Here is a 23,304-nt window from a genome sequence, read left to right as displayed (position 1 = left end):
GGCCCTGGTCACCGAGATACAGAGATCACCCGAGAAAGATCATGAACCTCCGCGACATCCACACCCCCGTACTCCTCGAACGCTGCGTCGAGCTTCTCGCCCCTGCGCTGCAGGCGGACGGAGCGGTGCTCGTCGATGCCACCCTCGGCATGGGCGGTCACTCCGAAGCGCTGCTCGAGCGGTTCCCGAACATCCGCCTCGTCGGCCTCGATCGGGACACCGACGCTCTGCGCATCGCGGGGGAGCGTCTCGCTCGTTTCCGTGACCGGGTGACGCTGGTGCACACGGTCTATGACGAGATCGGACTGCACGCTCAGGGCGCATCGGGCATCCTCTTCGACCTGGGCGTCTCGTCCCTGCAGCTCGATGAAGCCGAACGCGGCTTCGCCTACTCGAAGGATGCGCCGCTGGACATGCGGATGGATCAGACGAAGGGCGTGACGGCCGCCGAGGTGATCGCGACCTACACCGAAGGCAACCTGCGTCGCATCTTCGAGCGCTATGGCGAGGAGAAGCTCGCGGGACGCTATGCGCGCTTCATCATCGCCGCACGCGAGAAGAAGCCGATCACGCGCTCCGGCGAACTCGTCGAGATCCTCCAGGCGGCGACGCCCGCAGCTGCTCAGCGGGCCGGGCACCCGGCCAAGCGCGTCTTCCAGGCTCTGCGGATCGAAGTGAACACCGAGCTCAACGTACTCGCGGATGCGATTCCCGCAGCCATGGATGCGCTCGCGGTCGGCGGACGCATCGTGGTGATGTCGTACCAGTCTCTCGAGGACCGACTCGTGAAGCAGGCCTTCGCCGCCGGTGCGGCCTCCACCGCACCGCGGGGACTCCCCGTCGAGCTGCCGGAGCACGCGCCGCGTTTCCGCATCATCACCAAGGGTGCGGAGCTCGCCGACGACGCCGAACGCGCTCGCAACCCCCGCGCCATCCCCGTCCGACTGCGTGCCGCAGAGAAAGTGCGTGAGAGCTCATGAGTCTGAACGTCGCAGCGCCGAGACCGAGGGCGCTCCCCGAGGCACCCGAACGCGCACCTCGTCGGCGTCTCGAGCCGGTGACGGGAACCCCCGTCCGCCGCAAGCCGAAGCTCGCCTACGCGCTGGTGGCGCTCGCAGGAGCCATGGCCATCGGAGGCGTGCAGATCGGCCTCTCGCTGGCGATCACCCAGGACTCCTTCGTGCTGGCAGGGCTCACGTCGCAGCAGCACGAACTGGATCTGCGGACGAACGCCCTGCAGGAGGATCTCACCGGGATGAGCTCACCCCAGTCGCTCGCCGCCAGTGCCGCATCCCTGGGCATGGTCGTGGCAGGGGCCCCGTCCTACCTCCGCCTGAGCGATGGAGCCGTCTTCGGCCAGGGAACCGGCGCGACCGGCTCGTCGACCATCGATCCGAACGGCGCCGGCGCGGTGAGCAACTCCCTGCTGAACGACGTGCCGGTGAACGCCTCCACGGCAGACGACCCCGCGCCCGACGGAGCGGCCGGGCAGTCTGCGCAGGAGCTTCCGCCGGCGATCACCGACGGACTCCCGAGCCCCAGCACTCGCTAGACGACCACACCCACCATCGAGACCTGACGGAGAGAGTCCATGACGACACGAGCCACCCGGACACCCCGGCGACGCACGGTCGTCGCTCTCGCGGTGATCCTGGCGATCCTGGCCGCCTTCGTCGTGCGGCTCGTCGACATCCAGGTGGTGAAGGCCGACGAGCACGTCGCACAGTCGCTCGAGTTCATCGCGCACCGCACCGCGATTCCCGGTGAACGCGGCTCGGTGGTCGACAGCAACGGATCCGTGCTGGCCGAGAGCGTCATGGTCTACGACGCGCAGCTCAGCCCCCAGGTCATCCGCCTCCTGGAGGAGGACGAGAAGAACCCGCCGCCACTGCCCTGGGCTGAGGCGTCGACGCGCATCGCCGAGATCATGGGGCTGGATGGGGACGAGCTGCGTGCCGATGTCGCCGCTGCCCTCGCCGAGAACCCCGATTCGCAGTACCTGCCGCTGGTCAAGGGCCTCAGCACCGAGAAGTACATCGAGCTGCGCGACCTCAAGGTCGGCTCGTATCTCGTGATGAAGCCGCGCGAGGTCAGGGTCTACCCGAACGGCGCCGTGGCGGGAAACCTGCTCGGATACCTCGACGGGACCGGCACTGCGCAGGCCGGCATCGAGAAGATGGACGAGAAGTGCCTCGCCCCCACGGACGGCGAGGAGTCGTACCGCACCGGCAAGAACTCCGTTGTCATCCCCGGCAGTGAGAGCAGGGTGGACGCGGTCGACGGCGGCACCGTGCAGCTCACGATCAACAGCGACCTGCAGTGGTACATGCAGCAGATGATCGCCGAAGAGGCGCAGGCCCAGGGCGCCAAGGGCGGCACCGTCACCGTCGTCGAGGTGGGCACCGGAAAGATCCGCGCCGCGGCCGAATGGCCCACCATGGACCCGAACGATCTCGACGCCTCAGCGCCCGAGACGTGGGTGAGCAAGCTCTTCACCTACCCGTTCGAGCCGGGATCGACGTTCAAGGCCGTGACGGCCGCTGCGGTGATGGAGAACGGCGGTGTGACGATGACGAGTCCCACGGTGTCGGCCTCCTCGCACGAGAAGTTCGACAACGGCGCCGTGATCAACGACGCGTTCGTGCACCCGACCTTCCAGTACACCCTCGCCGGCGCGCTCATCGATTCATCGAACGTCGCGCTGTCGAAGTTCGGCACGATGGTGAGCCCGGATGTCCGTCACGACTACCTCGAGCGCTTCGGCGTCGGCGAGACGACGATCGGCTTCCCCAGTGAGACCTCGGGGGAGATCCACCCCACGAGCGAGTGGGACAACCAGTCGCTCTACACCACCACGTTCGGTCAGTACTTCACGGTCACGGCGCCGCAGCTCGCCGGCGCCTACCAGGCGATCGCCAACGGCGGCGAGAAGATCGGTCTCTCGCTGATCGAGTCCTGCACGGCCGCTGACGGCACGGTGGTCACGCCGGGTGCTCCCGAGCCCGAGCAGATCATCAAGCCCCAGACCGCGGCCGACCTCACGCGGATGCTCGAGAACGTGGCCGTCCAGGGCGGCAACGCCGACCGCATCCAGGTTCCCGGCTACCGGGTGACCAGCAAGACGGGTACCGCGCAGATCCCGGACGGCAAGGGCGGCTACAAGTCGGGCGTCTACTACACGAGCATGGTGGGCTTCGCGCCGGTCGACGATCCGCAGTACGTCGTGGTGGTGACTCTCGACGAGCCGACTAGAGTTACATCGTCTGCTGCTACCGCTTCTGCCTTCCAGAAGGCGATGACCCAGACCATGAAGACCTACCGCGTGATGCCGTCCTCCAGCCCGATGGACGCACTGCTTCCGAAGTTCGAATAGACGGCGCCCCGCCGCGCCTGGAGACGTCATGATCGCCCTGTCGCTTGCTGAGATCGCCGCCGTCCTCGGGGGTGATCTCCGCCTCGCCGGTTCTGCCACCGCCGACACCGTCATCGACGGTGTCGTGGACACGGACTCGCGCACCATGGCCCCCGGCTCCGTGTTCGTCGCGAAGCCGGGCGCGGAGACGGACGGACACCGGTTCGTCGGCGCTGCGCTCGCTGCGGGGGCAGCGCTCGCGATCGTCGAGCACCCGGTCGACGAGGAGATCACCCAGATCGTCGTCCCTGACGTCATCGTCGCCCTCGCCGATCTCGCCCGCGAGGTCGTCGCCCGCGTTCGCGCAGCCGGAGACCTCAAGATCGTCGGGATCACGGGGTCGAACGGCAAGACGACGACGAAGAACTTCCTCGCCCGCATCCTCTCCGACGAAGGCGAGACGATCGCCCCCATCAACTCGTACAACAACGAGGTGGGCGCGCCCGTCACCATGCTGCGCATCACGCACGGCACGCGGTTCCTCGTCAGCGAGTTCGGAGCCGACGGGCCCGGCAGCATCGCCCGCCTCGCCGGACTCGTCGAGCCGGACGTCGCTGTGGTGCTGATGGTCGGCATGGCGCACGCGGGCGGCTTCGGCGGTATCGAGGCGACGGCCAAGGCCAAGTCCGAGCTCGTCGCCGCCGCGAGGCCCACGGGAACGGCGGTGCTCAACGTCGACGACTCACGCGTCGCGGCGATGGGCGCGCTCGCGACGTCCCGCGGGATGCGGGTCGTCGGCTTCGGTCAGAGCGACGCGGCCGATGTCCAGGCGCACGACCTCGAGGTCACGGCATCCGGCACCTCGTGTGTCATCCACGCGGCGGGGGAGCGTCTTCCGCTCCGCCTGCAGGTGCTCGGCGCCCACCACGTCGGCAACGCCCTGGCGGCCATCGCCGCCGCCGGCGTTCTCGGGGTGTCGACGGCCGACGCGATCGACCGTCTCGAGACGGTCGAGATCGCGGAGCGCTGGCGTATGCAGCCCATGGGCAGCGACCGCGTGCGCATCATCAACGACGCCTACAACGCCAGCCCGGACTCGATGGCCGCAGCGCTGCGGACTCTCGCGCAGATCACCGGTCCCGACGAGCGGACGGTCGCCGTGCTCGGCGCCATGAGCGAGCTCGGCGAGACCGCGGGCGAGGAGCACGACCGGATCGGTCTGCTCGCCGTGCGTCTGAACATCCAGCGCATCGTCGTCGTCGGCCCCGAGGCCCGCCGCCTCTTCATCTCCGCGATCGGCGAAGGATCCTGGGACAGCGAGGCCGTGTTCTTCGCTGACCAGGATGCCGCGTTCGAGTACCTGCGCTCCGAACTCCGCGACGGCGACCGGGTGCTCGTGAAGTCCTCCAATTCCGTAGGGCTCCGGCACCTCGGCGATCGTCTGGGAGAATTGTTCTCGTGAGATCTCTCATCATGGCGGCGGCCATATCGCTCGCCTTCACTCTTTTTCTTACTCCCGTCTTCCTCCGGCTCTTCCGGAAGTGGGGCTGGGGCCAGGTCATCCGCACCCCGGAGGCCATCGAGAACCCGAACCACGAAGCCAAACGCGGCACGCCGACCATGGGCGGCGTCATCTTCATCGTCGGCACGATGGTCGGCTACTTCACGGCCACGTACGTCGGAGGCGGGACTCCCGCGCTGTCCGCGCTTCTCGTGATCTGGCTCATGGTCGGTTTCGGCGCAGTGGGCTTCATCGACGACTACATGAAGGTGCGCAGTCAGCGCAGCCTCGGGCTCTCGGGGTGGCGCAAGATCATCGGGCAGCTCGTCGTGATGATCCCGTTCGGCATCGTCGCGCTGAACTTCCCGAACGCCTTCGATCAGACTCCGGCATCCGGCTCGATCTCGCTCTTCCGCGACATCCCGTGGTTGAACCTGTTCGCGTTCACCGCGATCCTCGGCTGGGCGCTCTATCTGCTGTGGATCTCGATCATCGGCGTCGCGACCTCGAACAGCGTCAACCTCACCGACGGGCTCGACGGTCTCGCAGCTGGCGCCGGGGTCATCGTCGTGGGGGCGTACAGCCTGATCGCGTTCTGGCAGTTCAAGCAGTCGTGCGTGGGCGAGGGTGTCGAGACCGCCGCGCTCGGCGGATGCTACGAGGTCCGCGACCCGTTCAGCCTGGCGATCATCGCGGCCTCCTTCGCCTCGAGCCTGATCGGCTTCCTGTGGTGGAACGCTCCCAAGGCGAAGGTCTTCATGGGCGATGTCGGCTCGATGGCGATCGGAGGCGTCATCACCGCGATGGCGATCCTCACCCGCACCGAGCTGCTGCTGTTCGTGATCGCCGGCGTCTTCGTCCTCGCCTCCGGATCGGTGATCCTGCAGCGCGCCTACTTCAAGATCACGCGCGGAAAGCGACTCTTCCTGATGAGTCCGTTCCACCATCATCTCGAGATGCGCGGATGGTCCGAGGTCACGATCGTGGTCCGCATGTGGATCATCGCGGGCCTGCTCGCGATCTCAGCAGTCGGACTCTTCTACGTGGAGTGGCTGACTCGTGTCGACTGACGAGAGGCTCGCGACTCTGACGAGCTGGAACGCCGACTGGTCGGGCCTGCGCGTCGCCGTTCTCGGGCTGTCCATGACCGGCTTCTCGGTGGCGGACACGCTCACCGAACTCGGTGCGGACGTCCTGGTGCTGACCGAGTCGGCGGAGGAGGAGTATGCCAAGCTCCTGCCCGTGATCGGTGCTCGTCTGGAGCTGGGAACGCTGGACCGGGTCCCTGAAGCTCTGACCGCGTTCGCGCCGGAGGTCATCATCGCCTCGCCGGGATTCCCTCCCTCGCACACCGTGATCCGCTGGGCGCAAGATGCCGGCATCGCGCTCTGGGGCGATGTCGAACTCGCCTGGCGTCTGCGCGACAAGGTGACCCGCGCCGACGGCTCCCCGGCTGACTGGGTGCTCATCACGGGCACCAACGGCAAGACGACGACGACGCAGCTGACCGCGTCGCTCCTCGTCGAGGGAGGTCTGCGTGCGGCGCCGTGCGGCAACATCGGCGTGCCCGTTCTCGACGCGGTCCGCGACCCCGCCGGTTTCGACGTGCTCGTCGTCGAGCTCTCCAGCCACCAGCTCTGGTACCTCGGACTCTCCGAGACCGAAGGCGAGCTGTATCCGCACGCCTCGGTGTGCCTGAACCTCGCGGACGACCACCTGGTGTGGCACGGCAGTGCGCAGGCGTACCGCGATGCGAAGGCCCTGGTGTACCGCAACACGAGAGTCGCCTGCGTCTATAACAAGGCCGACGAGGCGACCAGGCTCATGGTCGAGGACGCCGAGGTGGTCGAGGGTGCCCGCGCGATCGGATTCGATCTCGGCATCCCCGGCCCCAGCGATGTCGGCGTGGTGGAGGGGCTGCTCGTCGATCGTGCGTTCTTGGACGACCGGGCCAGCAGCGCACTCGAGCTCACGACCGTCGCCGACCTGCGAGAAGCCGGCCTGGCCGCCCCGCACATCGTGCAGAACATCCTGGCGGCGAGTGCGCTCGCTCGCTCTCTGGGCGTCGAGCCGCGCGCCATCCACTCGGCTCTGCAGTCGTTCCGTCTCGACGAGCATCGGATCCAGGTCATCGCCCGCCATCGCGGCATCACCTGGGTCGACGACTCCAAGGCCACCAACCCGCACGCTGCCGCGTCATCGCTCCGCGCATACCCCGGTGCGGTCTGGGTGGTCGGCGGCGACCTGAAGGGCGTCGACATCGGCGAGCTGGTCGCCACGGCCGGGACCACCGCCCGGGCGGCGGTCGTCATCGGAGTCCAGCGCTCAGCCGTCGTCGCCGCATTCGAGCGACACGCGCCGGGGGTTCCGGTGTTCGAGGTGGATGCTGGCGAGACTGGTCAGGTCATGAATCGCGTCGTGGAGATCGCCGCGGGAATCGTCGATGGCGAGGGAACAGTCCTGCTGGCCCCCGCCGCCGCGTCCTTCGATCAGTTCTCCAGTTACGCGGATCGAGGACACCGCTTCGCCGAAGCGGTGCGGGACTGGATAGACCGGGGGAGCACCGATGACGCAGGTCGAACGCCCCCCGCGCTCTGATCCCGGCAGCACCGGCTCCCGCGGTCTCGCGGCGAGAGTGTCGCTCGGGCGTCGTTTCACCCCCGTGTCGACCGAGTTCCTGATGATCGCATCGGCGGCGCTGATGCTGACGATCTTCGGCCTCGTGATGGTGCTCTCGGCGACGAGCGCGACCGCGGTCTCGAAGGGTGAGAATCCGATGGACGGCGCGCTTCGGCAGGGCATCTTCGCCGTGCTCGGCGTGCCGCTGATGTTCCTGATCTCCCGACTCCCGATCACGCTCCTCAAGCGCATGGCGTGGCCGGCACTGTTCGGTTCCATCGCGCTCCAGCTGCTGGTCTTCACCCCGCTCGGCATCGAGGACGGCGGAAACCGCAACTGGATCATGATCGCCGGGTTCACCCTGCAGCCGTCGGAGTTCCTCAAGCTCGCCCTCGCGCTGTGGATCGGCTACGTCCTGATGCGCAAGCAGACCATGCTCGGCACCTGGCATCAGGTCTTCATCCCCGTGGTGCCCGTGGGAGCCCTGGCGATCGGAACGGTGATCGCCGGCAAGGACCTCGGCACCGCGATGGTGCTGGTCATCATCCTGCTCGGCTGCCTCTTCTTCTCGGGGGTGAAGCTCCGGCTGTTCATCCTGCCGGTGCTGCTCGGCGTCGTCGCCGTAATCGCGCTGGCCGTCACGAGCCCTGACCGCATGCGTCGCATCACGGCGACGTGCTCCGACATGTCGGCGTACACCGGCGACTGCTACCAGTCGATCCACGGGATCTGGGGAATGGCGTCGGGAGGAATCTTCGGCGTGGGGCTGGGCAACTCGCAGGAGAAGTACGGCTGGCTGCCCGCCGCCGGCAACGACTTCATCTTCGCCATCGTCGGCGAAGAGCTCGGCCTGATCGGCTGCATCGTCGTGCTGGCCCTCTTCACGCTGTTCACCATCGGTGCCTTCCACATCATCCGCAAGACCGCCGATCCGTTCATCCGGGTCGCAGCCGGCGGGATCACCGTCTGGATCACCGGTCAGGCCGTGTTCAACATCGGCGTCGTGATCGGACTGTTCCCCGTCATGGGAGTGCCGCTGCCGTTCATGTCGCAGGGAGGAACGGCTCTCCTCGCCGTCCTCATCGCGTGCGGAGTGCTGCTGTCGTTCGCGCGCACGATCCCCGTCGCCGAGGGTCGTTCGGCGGCACGGACCCCTTCAGCAGGGCGGGGTAAGGTCACACGGTGACCACGTACCTTCTCGCCGGCGGTGGAACCGCCGGTCACGTCAACCCCCTGCTCGCCGTCGCCGATGCGCTGCGCGCCAGGGACGCCGATGCCTCGATCCTGGTGCTCGGAACGGCCGAGGGGCTCGAGTCCCGACTCGTGCCGGCTCGAGGGTATGAGCTCCTCATCGTCGACAAGGTGCCGTTCCCGCGTCGGCCCGACAAGCAGGCCGCGTTGTTCCCCGCCAGGTTCCGCCGCGCCGTCGCCCAGGTGCGCGATCACATCCGCGCTCACCGCGTCGACGTCGTCGTGGGCTTCGGCGGCTATGCCTCCGCCCCGGCCTACGTGGCAGCAGGCCGTGAGCGCGTGCCGTTCGTCGTGCACGAGGCCAACGCGAAGCCGGGCCTCGCGAACGTGCTGGGTGCTCGACGCGCCGCGGCCACGGGAGTCGCATTCGCCGGAACCCCCCTGCGCGGCGGCGAGGTGGTCGGCATGCCGCTGCGTCGAGAGGTCATCGAGCTCGACCGCGCGGCCTCTCGCGATGAGGCCGCCGCGCACTTCGGGCTCGACCCGGCGCGCCCGGTCCTTCTCGTCTTCGGCGGGTCGCTGGGGGCCCAGAGGCTGAACGAGGCCATCGCAGACTCCTGGGGCGACATCCTGGCCGCCGACTGGCAGCTGCTGCACGTCACGGGCGAACGCAGTGATCTGGCCGACCCCGAGGTGCCGGGATACACCATGCGCCGATACGTCGACCGGATGGACCTCGGCTTCGCGCTCGCCGACCTCATCGTGTCCCGTTCCGGCGCAGCCACCGTGAGCGAGATCAGCGCCCTGGGGATCCCCGCGCTGTACGTGCCGTACTCCGTCGGCAACGGGGAGCAGCGACTGAACGCGGCGTCCGCCGTGGCAGCCGGGGCCGCTCGTCTTCTCGACGACGCCACCTTCGACGGCGACGCGGTGCGCCGCCTCGTGATCCCCGTCATGAACGATCCGCAGCAGCTCACGGCCATGCAGTCCGCCGCCGAGCAGGTGGGCACCCGCACCGGCACGGAGAACGTCGTCGCACTCGTGGATCGCGCCCTCCGGTCCTCCTGATCTCACCGTCGACACGGCTCCTCGCCGCCGAATCGTCCTCACCGAAAAGTAGACTGAAACCGACATGATCAGACCTGACCTCTCCCTCCCGATCCCCGAGTCGATCTCCTCCGCGCACTTCATCGGCATCGGCGGATCCGGCATGAGCGGCCTCGCCAAGATGTTCCTCGACGCGGGGATCCGCGTCTCGGGAAGCGATCGAGCCGACAGCGACAACCTGCGCGCACTCGCGGCCGCCGGAGCGGATGTGCACGTCGGGCACGACGCGGCGCATCTCGGCGATGCCGACACGGTCGTCCACACCGGAGCGATCTGGCCGGAGAACCCCGAGTTCGTCACGGCGAAGCAGCGCGGGCTGCACGTGATCCACCGCTCGCAGGCCTTGCACTGGCTGATCGGATCGCGTCGACTGGTCTCCGTGGCCGGCGCGCACGGCAAGACGACGTCGACGGGCATGATCGTGACCGCGCTGCAGCAGCTCGGAGCCGACCCGAACTTCGTCAACGGCGGCGTGATCGAGCAGCTCGGCGTCTCGAGCGCCACCGGATCGGGTGAGCTCTTCGTGATCGAGGCGGATGAGTCCGACGGCACGTTCCTGCTCTACGACACGGCTGTCGCGCTGATCACCAATGTCGACCCCGATCACCTCGACCACTACGGGTCCGACGACGCGTTCCACGACGCGTTCGTGCGGTTCGCCGACGCGGCCACGGAGGCGGTCGTGATCTCCAGCGACGACGCCGGCGCCCTGCGAGTGGGAGCGGGGCTCTCGCACCCGAACGTCGTGACGTTCGGGCAGGCGGAGGATGCCGATGTCAGGGTGACCGACATCGTGGCGGCCGGGCCCGTCTCGGCCACCGTCAGCTCCGGAGCCGAGAGCGTGCGCCTCCAGCTCGCCGTGCCCGGCGTGCACAACGCCATCAACGCGGCAGGCGCCATCGCGGTCCTCCTCTCGGTGGGCTTCGGCCTGACCGAGTCCGCCAAGGCCGTCGAGGGCTTCGCCGGCACGGTCCGCCGCCTCGAGCAGCACGGCGTCGAGCGCGGCGTCACCGTCTACGACGACTACTCCCACCACCCGACCGAGGTGCGGGCGGCTCTCGAGGCGATGCGATCGATCGCCGGCACGGGCAGGATCATCGCGATCCAGCAGCCCCACACCTACTCGCGAACGCAGCACATGTTCCGCGAGTTCGCGGACGTGCTGGAGACGTATGCAGACCACACGGTCGTGCTCGACGTCTACGGTGCTCGCGAGGATCCGGTCCCGGGCGTCACGGGAGAGCTCGTGAGCGGGGCGTTCCACGACCCGTCGCACGTCCACTTCGTCGCCGACTGGCAGCAGGCAGCCGATTACACGGCGTCCGTCGCTCGCGACGGCGATTTCGTCGTCACGCTCGGCTGCGGCAACGTCTACCAGATCATCCCGCAGGTGCTCGAGTCTCTGCGGACCACCGAGGTCTGACGCATGCGTCGTCCGCCTCCGCTTCCCACGCCTCCCGCGGGCACCGCGGAGGACACGCCCAGGCGACGGGAGGGTCCGGCGACGCGAGGGCGCGCGCGGGACGTCGAGCAGGACGAACGCACAGGTCCGCAGGCCGCGGCGGTCGGCCTCGACTCCGACGTCCGTGCGGACGTCGACGGGGATGCCGGGGTGCGGCCGACATCGACGCGGGACGTCTGGCGGGCGGCGCGAGCGAGACGCAAGGCGCTGCGGGCCGAGATCCGACGGTTCACGCAGCGCTCCCGACGGCGTCGCATCATCTGGCTGAGCGCGGTCGGTGCTGTCGTCCTGCTGATCGGTGGCACCACCGCCGCGGCGTACAGCCCGCTGTTCGCCGTGGAGAAGATCACGGTCGTGGGCGCGACGACGCTGGATGCCGCGGCGGTGGAGGCCGCCCTCGGCGAGCAGGTGGGCACCCCCTTGGCGCTGGTCGACTCGAGCGAGGTCAAGGCCGCGCTGCTGGGATTCCCGCTGATCGAGACCTATGCGCTCGAGGCGAAGCCGCCGCACGATCTCACGGTGCGGATCGTCGAGCGCACGCCGGTCGGCGTGATCCGCTCGGATGCGGGCTATACGCTCGTCGACGCCGCGGGCGTCGCGCTGGCGACGACCTCCGATCAGCCGGCGGGACAGCCGGTGCTCGACATCGACGGCGGCACCGACTCGGTCGCCTTCGAGAGTGCGGGTCTCGTGGTGCGCTCGGTGCCCGCTGATCTGCGAGCGCTGCTCACCGGAGTGCGGGCCACGACAGCTGATGACGTGACGTTGACGCTCAGCAGCGGGCTGACGGTCGTCTGGGGCAGCGCGGATGACTCCCCGATGAAGAGCGAAGTGCTCACGAAGACGCTGCTCAGCAATCCTGAGGCGTCGACGATCGATGTCACATCGCCGCATGCGGTGGTCGTGGGCTGAGGTTTCGACGGCAAACGGGCGACACGCCCGTGTCGCTGCGTGTGCGCGGGGACGTGACGCTTACCTTCGAACAAGAGAAACCAATACCGGGAAATACTTTACACCTCTAGTTGAGGTTTAAGGTTCGGCCCGCGGAATCTCACCCCAGACAGGCTCGACTATTCGGAGGCCGGCCATGAGCCAGAACCAGAACTACCTCGCCGTGATCAAGGTCGTCGGCGTCGGCGGTGGCGGCGTCAACGCCGTCAACCGCATGATCGATCTCGGGCTCCGCGGAGTCGAGTTCATCGCAGTGAACACCGACGCGCAGGCGCTGCTCATGAGCGACGCCGACGTCAAGCTCGATGTCGGTCGCGAGCTCACTCGCGGACTCGGCGCCGGCGCCGACCCCGAGGTCGGCCGTCGCGCCGCCGAGGATCACGCCGAGGAGATCGAGCAGGCGCTCACCGGAGCCGACATGGTCTTCGTGACCGCAGGCGAGGGCGGTGGAACGGGAACGGGTGGAGCCCCCGTCGTCGCGCGCATCGCGAAGTCGATCGGTGCACTGACCATCGGCGTCGTGACGAAGCCCTTCTCGTTCGAAGGCCGTCGTCGTCAGAGCCAGGCTGAAGCCGGTGTGGTGAAGCTGAAGGAAGAAGTCGACACCCTCATCGTGGTGCCGAACGACCGTCTGCTCGAGATCAGCGATCGCGGCATCTCGATGATCGAGGCCTTCGCGACCGCGGACCAGGTGCTCCTCGCCGGTGTCCAGGGCATCACCGACCTCATCACGACTCCCGGTCTCATCAACCTCGACTTCGCCGACGTCAAGTCGGTCATGCAGGGCGCCGGTTCGGCACTGATGGGAATCGGATCGGCACGCGGTGCCGACCGTGCCATCAAGGCCGCCGAACTCGCGGTCGAGTCGCCGCTCCTCGAGGCCAGCATCGAGGGTGCTCACGGAGTCCTGCTCTCGATCCAGGGTGGTTCGAACCTCGGCATCTTCGAGATCCACGACGCTGCGGATCTCGTGAAGGAAGCCGCGCACCCCGAGGCCAACATCATCTTCGGTACGGTCATCGACGACACGCTCGGCGACGAGGTGCGTGTCACCGTGATCGCGGCCGGCTTCGACAGCGGTGAGCCTTCGCTGCGCCTCGACCCCATGGTCGTCTCGCGGCCCGCCGCGGCCAGCACGCTGCCCGAGGTGGCGCTCTCGAACGACGAGGAGAGCAAGCCCGCTGCCGAGGCGCCCGCGCCCGAGAAGCCGCAGCAGCGCGTCCCGGCGACGAGCATCGAGCCTGCTTTCGCGGACGACGACATCGACATCCCCGAATTCCTGAAGTGACGCAGGCGCAGGGCCAGGCCGGGTCCGGTCTGGCAGCGCGGCTGTCGGCGATCGATCATCGGATCGCCGACGCCGCGCGCCTGGCCGGCAGGGACCCGGCGGAGATCTCCCGCATCGTCGTGACCAAGTTCCACCCGTCGTCGCTCGTTCGCGAGCTGCACGCGCTGGGTGTGCGCGACGTGGGGGAGAACCGCCAGCAGGAGCTCTCGTCGAAGACCGCCGAGCTGACGGACCTCGACCTCCGGTGGCACTTCATCGGGCAGGCGCAGACCAACAAGGCCGGTGCGATCCGCCGCAGCGCGGATGCCGTGCACTCGGTAGACCGCGACCGGCTGGCCGACGCACTGCATCGGGCGGCCGACGGGGATGACCTTCTCGACGTGCTCGTGCAGGTCAATCTCACCGATGATCACGGACGCGGCGGCGTCGCGCCCGCCGAGGCGGCCTCTCTCGCCGAGCACATCATGACGCTGCCCTCGCTGCGGCTTCGCGGTGTGATGGCGGTCGCGCCGCTCGATGAGGAACCCGCTTCCGCGTTCGCGCGCCTGCACTCGATCGCAGAGAGCGTGCGCGCCGTCGAGCCGTCGGCGACCTGGATGTCCGCAGGGATGACGGGCGATTTCGTCGAGGCCATCGAGGCCGGCGCGACACACCTGCGGATCGGCTCCGCAATCACGGGACCCCGCCCCGACCGGGGTTAACCTGTGAACAGACCAACCCGACACGTTCGAACCGGAGGACACGATGGGTAACCCGCTGAAGAAGACCATGGTGTATCTCGGCCTCGCTGACGAGGAAGAGGTCTACGAGGAGGAGCCGACCCCGGCCCGCTCGCACCGCGAGCGCGAACGCGAGGAGCCCGCTCCCGCGCCCGTGACCCCGCTACGGCGCCCCGTCGCCGTGCGCCAGCCCGCAGGAGGGGCAGTGAACGAGATCCTCACCGTGCACCCGAAGCAGTATCGCGATGCTCAGCTCATCGCGGAGAGCTTCCGCGAAGGTGTGCCGGTCATCATCAATCTCTCGCAGATGAGCGACGCAGACGCCCGCCGTCTGATCGATTTCGCCTCCGGACTCTCGCTCGGCCTGTACGGCCGCATCGAGCGGGTCACGTCGAAGGTCTTCCTCCTGTCGCCGGAGAACATCGCGGTGTCGGGTCACGGGGGAATCGCGCACGCGGACGCCGAGTCCGCGGGCTTCGACCAGTCGTAGACCGTGGGGTTCGTCGTCTCCATCGTCGCCAGCATCGTACATCTGGCTCTGCTGCTGTACCTGCTGGTGCTCTTCGCCCGACTCATTCTCAGCTACATCCCGATGTTCAATCGGGAGTGGCGACCGAAGGGCGCCGGACTCGTCGCGGCTGAGCTCGTCTACACGGTGACCGATCCGCCCGTCCGGTTCTTCCGGCGGATCATCCCTCCTCTGCGAATCGGCTCGCTCTCCCTGGATTTCGGCTTCTCGATCACCATCCTGATCGTGCTGATCCTGATGAGCGTCGTCCGAAGCTTCATCTGAGACCCCTGGGACTTCGGCGCTCTGGAGTGTCGCGGGATCGCGACTGACAGGCTCGGGGACTATGCTTGGCTCCCAGGTGCGCGCCCCGGGTTCGCGCCGAATCTCGACCACGCCATTCCAAACTGGCAACCGAACTCATCGAAGGAGCCACCATGGCACTTACCCCGGATGACGTCGTCACCAAGCAGTTCCAGCACGTCCGCTTCAAGGACGGCTTCGACCCGGACGAGGTCGACGACTTCCTCGACGAGATCGTCATCGAGTGGCGCAAGGCCCTCGAAGAGAACGTCGAACTCAAGGCCAAGCTGGCCGCGTACGAGTCCGGCGATGCCCCGGCCGCTCCCGCAGCCGCTGCAGAGGCACCCGCCGCCGTGGTCGACGAGGCTCCTGCGCCTGCTGCTGCCGCTCCCGCGGAGCCCGCTCCGTCGGGTTCGGCGACTGCGACCGCCGGCATCATCGAGCTCGCTCAGCGCCTTCACGACGAGCACGTCGCCGAGGGTGAGGCCAAGCGCGCCCAGCTCATCGCCGAGGCCGAAGGCGAGGTCAACCGCATCCGCACGGAGGCCGAGGCCAAGCAGCGCGAAGAGTCGGCTCGTCTCGAGCGCGAGCGCAACGCCCTCGAGGCCCGGATCACCGAGCTCCGCAACTTCGAGCGCGATTACCGCTCGCAGCTGCGCGGCTACATCGAGGGTCAGCTCCGCGATCTCGACGAGAAGTCGGCGTCGACGGACTCGACTCCGGTTTCCGCGATCGGACTGTAGGTCGTCCTTTTGCCAGGACGCCGTCCCCTTCGTCGGTCGGCGGCCGGCGCGATAGTTGCGGTTCTCGCAGCGATCGTGCTGGCCGCCGATCAGTTTGTGAAGTACCTCACGACCGAGAACCTGCCGCTCCAGCAGCCGGTGCCGGTGCTCGGTGAGTTCCTTCAGCTGTACTACGTGCGCAACCCCGGCGCAGCGTTCTCGCTCGGATCCGATGTGACATGGATCTTCACCATCGCTCTGGCGGTGGTGGCCGGTGTGATCGTGTGGAAGGCCCTGGGTCTTCAGTCACGCCTCTGGGCCGTCGTCCTGGGCTGCCTGCTCGGTGGAGTGCTCGGAAACCTCACCGATCGTCTCTTCCGCGATCCTGGTTTCCCCATGGGGCACGTGGTCGACATGATCTCGATGCCGTGGATGATGCCGGCGATCTTCAATGTCGCCGACATCTTCATCGTCACCGGGATGATCTCGGTCGCGCTGCTCGTCGTGCTGGGACTCCGCTTCGACGGCACCCGCGAGCGTGACCACGCTCCTGTGGAGACCGATGACGAAGCCGAGGCTGCCGCGTTGGCCGAGGAGACCGGAGGCGAGACCTCTCGCCCGGGTACCGCCTCTCCGGATGCCGCCGCCGCGGACGGACGCTGAGCATGGAATTCCGCACCCTCCCCGTTCCTGACGGGCTGGACGGGACGCGCGTGGACGCGGCACTCGCGAAGATGCTGGGCTTCTCGCGCACCTTCGCCGCCGAGGTCGCCTCGGCGGGCGGCGTGCGCGTCGACGGGGTGACGCTCGACAAGTCCGATCGCCTGCGCGGCGGAGGGTGGCTCGAGGTGGAGTGGCAGCCGAAGGAGGAGCCGCGGATCATCCCGATCGCGGTTCCGGAACTCGGAATCGTCTACGACGATGACGACATCGTCGTGGTCGACAAGCCCACGGGCGTCGCCGCTCATCCCTCGCTCGGATGGGAGGGGCCGACCGTCGTCGGCGCTCTCGCAGCGGCGGGGTTCCGGGTCGCCACGAGTGGCGCTCCGGAGCGGCAGGGGATCGTGCATCGTCTGGATGTCGGCACCAGCGGGCTCATGGTCGTCGCCAAGAGCGAGACGGCGTACTCGTCGCTGAAGCACGCGTTCAAGGAGCGCACGGTGGAGAAGATCTATCACGCCGTCGTCCAGGGGCACCCCGACCCGCTGACGGGGACGATCGATGCTCCGATCGGCCGGCATCCGAATCACTCCTGGAAGTTCGCCGTCGTTCCCGACGGCAAACCGTCGGTGACGCACTATGAGACCCTCGAGGCCTTCCCGGGAGCCTCGCTGCTCGAGATCCATCTCGAGACCGGACGCACGCACCAGATCCGCGTGCACATGGCGGCCCTGAGGCACCCGTGCGCGGGCGACCCGCTCTACGGAGCAGATCCGACGCTGTCGGCACGGCTCGGACTCACCCGACAGTGGCTGCACGCGCACAAGCTCGCCTTCACCCACCCGGCGACGGGGGAGTGGGTGCAGTTCGAGTCGGCGTACCCCGCGGATTTCGAACGTGCCCTGGAGATCCTGCGCGGCGAGTGAATCGACGCCGTCGATGTCGGCGGTGTGGGTCAGACTGAGCCCATGAGCATCGAGGTGCTACCCGCTACCGACTTCGACGACGTGGCCGCTCTCGTCGGCCCCAAGAAGCCGACGTCGAACGTGTGCTTCTGCCTGAGCTACCGCATCGGCAGCGCCGAGAACAGGGCGCTGCGAGGCGAGAAGCGAGCGGAGCGCGTGCGTGAACTCTGCCACCAGGATCCGCCTCCAGGCGTGATCGCGTACCTCGACGACGAACCCGTGGGCTGGGCGGCGGTGCATCCGCGCAGGGAGACGAGCTTCGCGCGCAACAGACTGATCCCGCATGTCGACGATCTCGATGTGTGGTCGCTCTGGTGCATCCGCGTCCGCCCAGGCCATCGGAAACAGGGCATCTCGCACGCTCTGATCGACGGAGCGGTGGCTCATGCGAAGAAGAGCGGCGCGCCCGCGATCGAGGGGTATCCGGTCGACAACCGTGGCGAGACGGTGAATCTCACGATGGCCTACGTCGGCACGATGGGGCTCTTCGAGAGTGCCGGATTCGCGAAGGCGGCCGACACCGGCTCGACGCTCGACGGCTTCCCGCGGGTGCTCATGCGACTCGATCTGCGAGATCCGCGCAACGGATCGAAGAAAGCGTGAACCCGACTGCACGTCAGAGGCAATACATAGTGTGAGCACAGACAGTGAGATCATCCGGCGGTCGCTGAGTCGGCCTGAGGCGTTCGCCGAGCTGTTCGACCGACATGCACGTGCGGTGAACGCGTTCGCGACATATCGGGTGGGTGCCCATGCCGCCGAGGACGTGCTCAGCGAGACCTTTCTCGTCGCCTTCCGCCGTCGAGGGGACTTCGACCTGAGCAAGCACTCAGCCTCTCCCTGGCTGCTCGGAATCGCCTCGCGGCTCATCCGTCGGCACAGAGCCGTCGAGGCACGGCATTGGCGCTCGTTCGCCGCGGTCGTCGGGGAGGACCATACGTCGCTCGGTGGACTCGATGACGCGATGCGGCGCGTGGACGCCGAGCGCGAAGTGCGTGCCCTGCGGCAGAAGATCGCGGCGTTGTCCCCCAAGGATCGGGAGACGCTTCTGCTCTACGCCTGGCAGGGGCTGAGCTACGAAGACATCGCGGAGACTCTCGGTGTGCCTGTGGGCACCGTGCGCTCCCGGTTGAATCGCGTTCGCACGCGACTCGATCCGGCGCGAAAGGCCCGTTCGTTCGAGATGCAGCAGGAAGGAGAAGTCCGTGGACGTGTTTGAGAAGGTTCAGAAGACCAAGCCGGATGTCGATGGTGCGGACTCGCATCTCGACTCGGCCCGCGCTCGACTGATGAGCGAGATCGCCGCGGGGAAGACCTCGGTGTCCGCTCGCCCTGCCGCACCGAAGCGGCTCGTGGCCGGCGTGCTCGTGGGCGCCGCACTGGCGGCCACGGCGGGCGTGCTGGTGATCACGGGACTCACCGAACAGCCGCAGCCCGTGATCGAGGCCGTTCCGACGCGGGAGCCAGGACAGACGCTGAAGCCGTCGCCGACGCCCGCGCCGACACAGGAGCCGATGACGGCTGCGGGGGCCTTCGGCGCCGCCGCGACTGCGGCTCGGTCGTTCACCGGCCTGACGTTGGCACCGGGACAGTACCTGCGCGTGCACACGCAGTCGGAGCAGATCGTCTATCACCAGCCCGATCCGAACGGCGGGCAGTATCAGGCGGATCGGTCGAACGCTCAGAACGCCTGGCGCGGAAGCTCCTCCTGGAACTCCTATGCGCCGGCCGACCCGACGCAGCAGTGGTTCTTCGCCACCGATCAGCCCTGGACAGTGAGCGATACCTTCGGGCCGGACGCCGCGGCGCTCGCCCAGGCGCACAAGGAGGCGATGGCCTCGGGCGGCGATCCGTACTTCTCGAACGGGCCGTCAGCACCCTGGGCCACCCCGGACGGGTACGGGCTCGTGGCGTTCTTCTCGGCGATGCCCACGGACCCGGCTGCGCTCATCGCGTGGATCCGAGAGAATCAGGGGATCGTCGCGGGCGATCAGGACTACAAGGTCGGGTGGGTCCTCATCGAGCTTCTGTCGTACAACATGGGGTCGGGGGCTGAGCGGGCGACGATGTACGACGCCCTCAGCATGCTTTCCGGGTCTGAGATCGTGTCCGCCGATGCGACCTCGGCGACGCTGCGGTTCTCGGCGTCGACAGAGGCCCTGTCGGGTCAGCCAGCGGTTCAGCGGCGCTCGATCACGATCGACACGACCACGGGGCTCGTCACGGAGACGACCGCGGTGCTCGACGTCGCCTCTTCGCTGATCCCCGCCTCCCTGGCAGACGAGAGGCACGTCTTCACCGTGAGCATCGTGGACTCGCTCCCCTGAAGCGATGCGGGACCCCGGAGCGGCAGGTGCGGCGACGCTCGATGTCGGATGCCGAAAGTAGACTCGAAGGCATGGCATCCGACTCCTTCGTCCACCTGCACGTGCACAGCGAGTACTCGATGCTCGACGGGGCGGCGAAGATCGCGGCGATGACGCAGGCGGCGGCAGATTACGACATGCCGGCCATCGCCGTGACCGATCACGGCAACACCTTCGCGGCGTTCGAGTTCTACAAGGCGGCGAACGCCGCGGGCGTCAAGCCGATCATCGGTCTCGAGGCCTATGTGACTCCCGGCACGCATCGCAGCGACAAGACGCGTGTGCAATGGGGCTCCCCGGATCAGAAGAGCGACGATGTCTCCGGCTCCGGTGCCTACACCCACATGACGATGTGGAGCGAGAGCACGCAGGGGATGCACAACCTGTTCCGTCTCAGCTCGCTGTCGAGCATGGAGGGCTACTACTTCAAGCCCCGCATGGACCGGGAGCTCCTGCAGACATACGGCAAGGGCCTGATCGCCACCACAGGATGCCCCTCGGGTGAGATCCAGACGCGACTGCGCCTCGGCCAGTACGACGCCGCACGTGCGGCGGCCGCCGAGTTCCAGGACCTGTTCGGCAAGGAGAACTACTTCGCCGAGATCATGGATCACGGTCTCTCCATCGAGCGCAGGGTGATGACCGATCTGATCCGGCTCGCCAAGGATCTGAACATCCCGCTCGTCGGCACCAACGACTCGCACTACACGCACCAGCATGAGGCCGATGCCCATGAGGCGCTGCTGTGCGTGCAGTCCGGTTCGACGCTCGACGATCCCAACCGGTTCAAGTTCGACGGCGACGGGTACTACATCAAGACCGCCGCAGAGATGCGTCAGCTGTTCCGCGACCACCCCGAGGCCTGCGACAACACGCTGCTCATCGCCGAGCGGTGCGAAGTCGAATTCAACACCGCGGCCAACTACATGCCGCGCTTCCCCGTGCCGGAAGGCGAGACGGAGGACAGCTGGCTCATCAAGGAGGTCGAAGCGGGCCTCCACTACCGATACCCGAGCGGCATCCCCGACAAGGTGCGCAAGCAGGCCGAGTACGAGACCGGCATCATCCTGCAGATGGGGTTCCCCGGCTACTTCCTCGTCGTCGCCGACTTCATCAACTGGGCGAAGGACAACGGAATCCGCGTCGGTCCGGGCCGTGGCTCGGGCGCCGGGTCGATGGTCGCCTACGCCATGAAGATCACCGACCTCGACCCGCTCGAGCACGGTCTCATCTTCGAGCGCTTCCTCAACCCCGACCGCGTCTCGATGCCCGACTTCGACGTCGACTTCGATGACCGTCGCCGCGGCGAGGTCATCGACTACGTGACGAGGAAGTACGGCTCCGAGCGCGTCGCTCAGATCGTCACCTACGGCACGATCAAGTCGAAGCAGGCTCTGAAGGATGCGGGGCGTGTGCTGGGATTCCCGTTCAGCATGGGCGAGCGGCTGACGAAGGCGATGCCGCCGCCCGTCATGGGCAAGGACATGCCTCTCGACGGCATGTTCGACTCGGCGCACCCCCGCTACAAGGAGGCGAGCGAGTTCCGTGCGCTCATCGAGACCGATCCCGAGGCGAAGACGGTCTTCGACCGCGCCCTCGGTCTCGAAGGTCTGAAGCGCCAGTGGGGCGTGCACGCCGCCGGTGTGATCATGTCGTCCGAGCCCCTGCTCGACATCATCCCGATCATGCGCCGCGAGCAGGACGGCCAGATCGTCACCCAGTTCGACTACCCGTCCTGCGAGTCGCTCGGGCTGATCAAGATGGACTTCCTGGGGCTCCGCAACCTCACGATCATCTCGGACGCTCTCGACAACATCCGCACCAACCGCGGGGAGGAGCTCGACCTCGAACACCTCGCCCTGGATGACCGCGGCGCCTACGAGCTGCTCGGTCGCGGCGAATCGCTCGGCGTCTTCCAGCTCGACGGCGGGCCGATGCGATCGCTGATGCGCCTGATGCGTCCGGACAACTTCGGCGACATCTCCGCGCTCATCGCGCTGTACCGCCCGGGTCCGATGGGTGCGAACTCGCACACGAACTATGCGCTGCGCAAGAACGGCCAGCAGCCGATCACACCGATCCACCCGGAGTTCACCGAATCGCTCGCCGACATCCTCGACGAGTCCTACGGCCTGATCATCTACCAGGAGCAGGTGATGGCCATCGCCCAGCGCGTGGCCGGGTTCTCGCTCGGCCAGGCCGACATCCTGCGCCGAGCGATGGGCAAGAAGAAGAAGTCCGAGCTCGACAAGCAGTTCGAGGGCTTCCAAGCCGGCATGCACGCGAACGGGTACTCCGACGGTGCCGTCAACGCGATCTGGGAGATCCTCCTCCCGTTCTCGGACTACGCCTTCAACAAAGCGCACTCGGCGGCATACGGGGTCGTCTCGTACTGGACCGCCTACCTCAAGGCGCACTATCCCGCCGAGTACATGGCCGCGCTGCTCACCAGCGTCGGCGACTCGAAAGACAAGATGGCGCTCTATCTCAACGAGTGCCGTCGAATGGGCATCAAGGTGCTGCCGCCCGATGTCTCAGAGTCGATCAAGTACTTCGCCGCTGTCGGCGACGACATCCGATTCGGGCTCGGTGCCGTCCGCAACGTCGGCAGCAACGTGGTCGAGGGCATCATCGCGGCCCGCAAGGATGAGCGATTCTCCTCGTTCCATCACTTCCTCGAGAAGGTCCCGCTGCACGTCTCGAACAAGCGCACGGTCGAGTCTCTGATCAAGGCCGGCGCGTTCGACTCGATGGGCGACTCGCGCCGTGCGCTGCTCGAAGTCCACGAGGATGCCGTCGAGGCGGCTGTGGATCGCAAGCGGAACGAAGCACAGGGTGCGATCGGCTTCGACTTCGACAGTCTGTACGACGGAATGGAAGAGGCGCCGCCTGCCAAGGTGCCCGCCCGCCCCGAATGGATCAAGAAGGACAAGCTCGCTTTCGAGCGCGAGATGCTCGGGCTCTACGTGTCGGACCACCCCCTGGCCGGGCTCGAGGTGCCTCTGGCGAAGCACGCGTCGATCTCGATCCACAACCTCATCAACTCGGAGGACATGCAGGACGGTGAGCAGGTCACCGTCGCCGGTCTCGTCACGAGCGTGCAGCATCGCGTCGCGAAGGCCAGTGGCAATCCGTACGGAATGATCACCGTCGAGGACTTCAACGGCGAGGTGACGGTCATGTTCATGGGCAAGACGTACACCGAGTTCCAGCACATCCTGCAGCAGGACTCGATCCTCGCCGTGCGCGGCCGGGTGTCGAAGCGTGATGACGGACTCAACCTGCATGCGCAGTCGGCGTTCGCGCCGGATGTCGGTTCCTTCGACGCCGCGGGTCCGCTCTCGCTCGTGCTCGCCGAGCAGAGGGCGACGGAGCGGGTGATGCACGAGCTCGCCGACGTGCTGCGCCGTCACAACGGGGACACCGAGGTCGTGCTGCGGGTGCACCGCGGCGGCACGGCGAAGGTCTTCGACGTGCCGATGCCGGTCAAGGTCTCGGCCGATCTGTTCGGAGATCTCAAATCGCTGCTCGGGCCGACCTGCCTGGGCTGAGCACCAGCGGACGCTGCCGCTCGATGGGTCCTCACGGAC

The 23,304-nt window shown here is 67.4% G+C and carries 21 protein-coding genes; all 21 read left to right on the top strand.

Features of this window, described 5'->3' with window-relative positions:
* Positions 1 to 41 precede the first annotated feature (41 nt).
* The 21 genes from rsmH to dnaE all read left to right on the top strand — a co-directional run bounded on the left by rsmH (position 42) and on the right by dnaE (position 23,265).
* On the top strand, positions 42 to 980 hold the full coding sequence (gene rsmH, locus BMW26_RS10680) for a 16S rRNA (cytosine(1402)-N(4))-methyltransferase RsmH (protein ID WP_053096775.1): 939 nt from the start codon (positions 42 to 44) through the stop codon (positions 978 to 980).
* Positions 977 to 1,552 carry a hypothetical protein gene (locus BMW26_RS10675; RefSeq protein WP_072591461.1) on the top strand — a complete coding sequence of 192 codons (576 nt, stop codon included), beginning with the start codon at positions 977 to 979 and terminating at the stop codon, positions 1,550 to 1,552. The genes rsmH and BMW26_RS10675 overlap by 4 nt, the downstream gene beginning before the upstream one ends.
* A 39-nt stretch (positions 1,553 to 1,591) precedes the next feature.
* Positions 1,592 to 3,373, top strand: coding sequence for a peptidoglycan D,D-transpeptidase FtsI family protein (locus BMW26_RS10670; protein ID WP_072591460.1), 1,782 nt, complete (start codon positions 1,592 to 1,594; stop codon positions 3,371 to 3,373).
* A gap of 28 nt (positions 3,374 to 3,401) precedes the next feature.
* A complete protein-coding gene (locus tag BMW26_RS10665) occupies positions 3,402 to 4,814 on the top strand; it encodes a UDP-N-acetylmuramoyl-tripeptide--D-alanyl-D-alanine ligase (RefSeq protein WP_072591459.1) in 1,413 nt (470 codons plus the stop codon).
* Entirely contained in the window at positions 4,811 to 5,923 is a 1,113-nt protein-coding gene (mraY, locus tag BMW26_RS10660) for a phospho-N-acetylmuramoyl-pentapeptide-transferase (RefSeq protein ID WP_053096767.1), read from the top strand. Before BMW26_RS10665 ends, mraY begins: the two co-directional genes overlap by 4 nt.
* Complete coding sequence (murD, locus tag BMW26_RS10655) at positions 5,913 to 7,451, top strand: UDP-N-acetylmuramoyl-L-alanine--D-glutamate ligase (RefSeq protein ID WP_072591458.1); 1,539 nt, start codon at positions 5,913 to 5,915, stop codon at positions 7,449 to 7,451. The genes mraY and murD overlap by 11 nt, the downstream gene beginning before the upstream one ends.
* Positions 7,420 to 8,658 carry a putative lipid II flippase FtsW gene (gene ftsW, locus BMW26_RS10650; protein ID WP_072591457.1) on the top strand — a complete coding sequence of 413 codons (1,239 nt, stop codon included), beginning with the start codon at positions 7,420 to 7,422 and terminating at the stop codon, positions 8,656 to 8,658. Before murD ends, ftsW begins: the two co-directional genes overlap by 32 nt.
* The gene (locus tag BMW26_RS10645) at positions 8,655 to 9,731 is read left to right on the top strand and encodes a UDP-N-acetylglucosamine--N-acetylmuramyl-(pentapeptide) pyrophosphoryl-undecaprenol N-acetylglucosamine transferase (protein ID WP_072591456.1); all 1,077 of its coding nucleotides are present in this window, start codon (positions 8,655 to 8,657) and stop codon (positions 9,729 to 9,731) included. Before ftsW ends, BMW26_RS10645 begins: the two co-directional genes overlap by 4 nt.
* A gap of 64 nt (positions 9,732 to 9,795) precedes the next feature.
* Positions 9,796 to 11,193 (top strand): UDP-N-acetylmuramate--L-alanine ligase, encoded by a 1,398-nt coding sequence (murC, locus tag BMW26_RS10640; protein WP_053096759.1) that lies wholly within the window; start codon positions 9,796 to 9,798, stop codon positions 11,191 to 11,193.
* 3 nt (positions 11,194 to 11,196) lie between these two features.
* Complete coding sequence (locus BMW26_RS10635) at positions 11,197 to 12,144, top strand: FtsQ-type POTRA domain-containing protein (RefSeq protein ID WP_072591455.1); 948 nt, start codon at positions 11,197 to 11,199, stop codon at positions 12,142 to 12,144.
* A 175-nt stretch (positions 12,145 to 12,319) separates the two neighbouring features.
* Entirely contained in the window at positions 12,320 to 13,471 is a 1,152-nt protein-coding gene (ftsZ, locus tag BMW26_RS10630) for a cell division protein FtsZ (protein WP_053096755.1), read from the top strand.
* The gene (locus BMW26_RS10625; RefSeq protein ID WP_056278955.1) at positions 13,468 to 14,172 is read left to right on the top strand and encodes a YggS family pyridoxal phosphate-dependent enzyme; all 705 of its coding nucleotides are present in this window, start codon (positions 13,468 to 13,470) and stop codon (positions 14,170 to 14,172) included. The genes ftsZ and BMW26_RS10625 overlap by 4 nt, the downstream gene beginning before the upstream one ends.
* Positions 14,173 to 14,215: 43 nt before the next feature.
* On the top strand, positions 14,216 to 14,680 hold the full coding sequence (locus BMW26_RS10620) for a cell division protein SepF (protein ID WP_053096751.1): 465 nt from the start codon (positions 14,216 to 14,218) through the stop codon (positions 14,678 to 14,680).
* Positions 14,681 to 14,683: 3 nt separating this feature from the next.
* Positions 14,684 to 14,983 carry a YggT family protein gene (locus BMW26_RS10615; RefSeq protein ID WP_053096749.1) on the top strand — a complete coding sequence of 100 codons (300 nt, stop codon included), beginning with the start codon at positions 14,684 to 14,686 and terminating at the stop codon, positions 14,981 to 14,983.
* A 152-nt stretch (positions 14,984 to 15,135) separates the two neighbouring features.
* On the top strand, positions 15,136 to 15,744 hold the full coding sequence (locus BMW26_RS10610; protein WP_072591454.1) for a DivIVA domain-containing protein: 609 nt from the start codon (positions 15,136 to 15,138) through the stop codon (positions 15,742 to 15,744).
* A 51-nt stretch (positions 15,745 to 15,795) separates the two neighbouring features.
* Positions 15,796 to 16,386 carry a signal peptidase II gene (gene lspA, locus BMW26_RS10605; protein ID WP_072592313.1) on the top strand — a complete coding sequence of 197 codons (591 nt, stop codon included), beginning with the start codon at positions 15,796 to 15,798 and terminating at the stop codon, positions 16,384 to 16,386.
* A 2-nt stretch (positions 16,387 to 16,388) separates the two neighbouring features.
* Positions 16,389 to 17,309, top strand: coding sequence for an RluA family pseudouridine synthase (locus tag BMW26_RS10600; protein WP_072591453.1), 921 nt, complete (start codon positions 16,389 to 16,391; stop codon positions 17,307 to 17,309).
* Between the two features lie 42 nt (positions 17,310 to 17,351).
* Positions 17,352 to 17,951, top strand: a complete 600-nt coding sequence (locus BMW26_RS10595; RefSeq protein ID WP_072591452.1) for a GNAT family N-acetyltransferase — start codon at positions 17,352 to 17,354, stop codon at positions 17,949 to 17,951.
* Positions 17,952 to 17,982: 31 nt separating this feature from the next.
* Positions 17,983 to 18,567 (top strand): RNA polymerase sigma factor, encoded by a 585-nt coding sequence (locus tag BMW26_RS10590; RefSeq protein WP_072591451.1) that lies wholly within the window; start codon positions 17,983 to 17,985, stop codon positions 18,565 to 18,567.
* On the top strand, positions 18,554 to 19,675 hold the full coding sequence (locus tag BMW26_RS10585) for a hypothetical protein (RefSeq protein ID WP_072591450.1): 1,122 nt from the start codon (positions 18,554 to 18,556) through the stop codon (positions 19,673 to 19,675). Before BMW26_RS10590 ends, BMW26_RS10585 begins: the two co-directional genes overlap by 14 nt.
* A gap of 71 nt (positions 19,676 to 19,746) precedes the next feature.
* Positions 19,747 to 23,265: a DNA polymerase III subunit alpha gene (gene dnaE / locus BMW26_RS10580; RefSeq protein WP_072591449.1), complete on the top strand. Its 3,519-nt coding sequence runs from the start codon at positions 19,747 to 19,749 to the stop codon at positions 23,263 to 23,265.
* Positions 23,266 to 23,304 lie beyond the last annotated feature (39 nt).

It is taken from the genome of Microbacterium sp. 1.5R, assembly GCF_001889265.1.
GTDB lineage: Bacteria > Actinomycetota > Actinomycetes > Actinomycetales > Microbacteriaceae > Microbacterium.
This window is presented reverse-complemented; position numbering and strand designations above follow the sequence as displayed.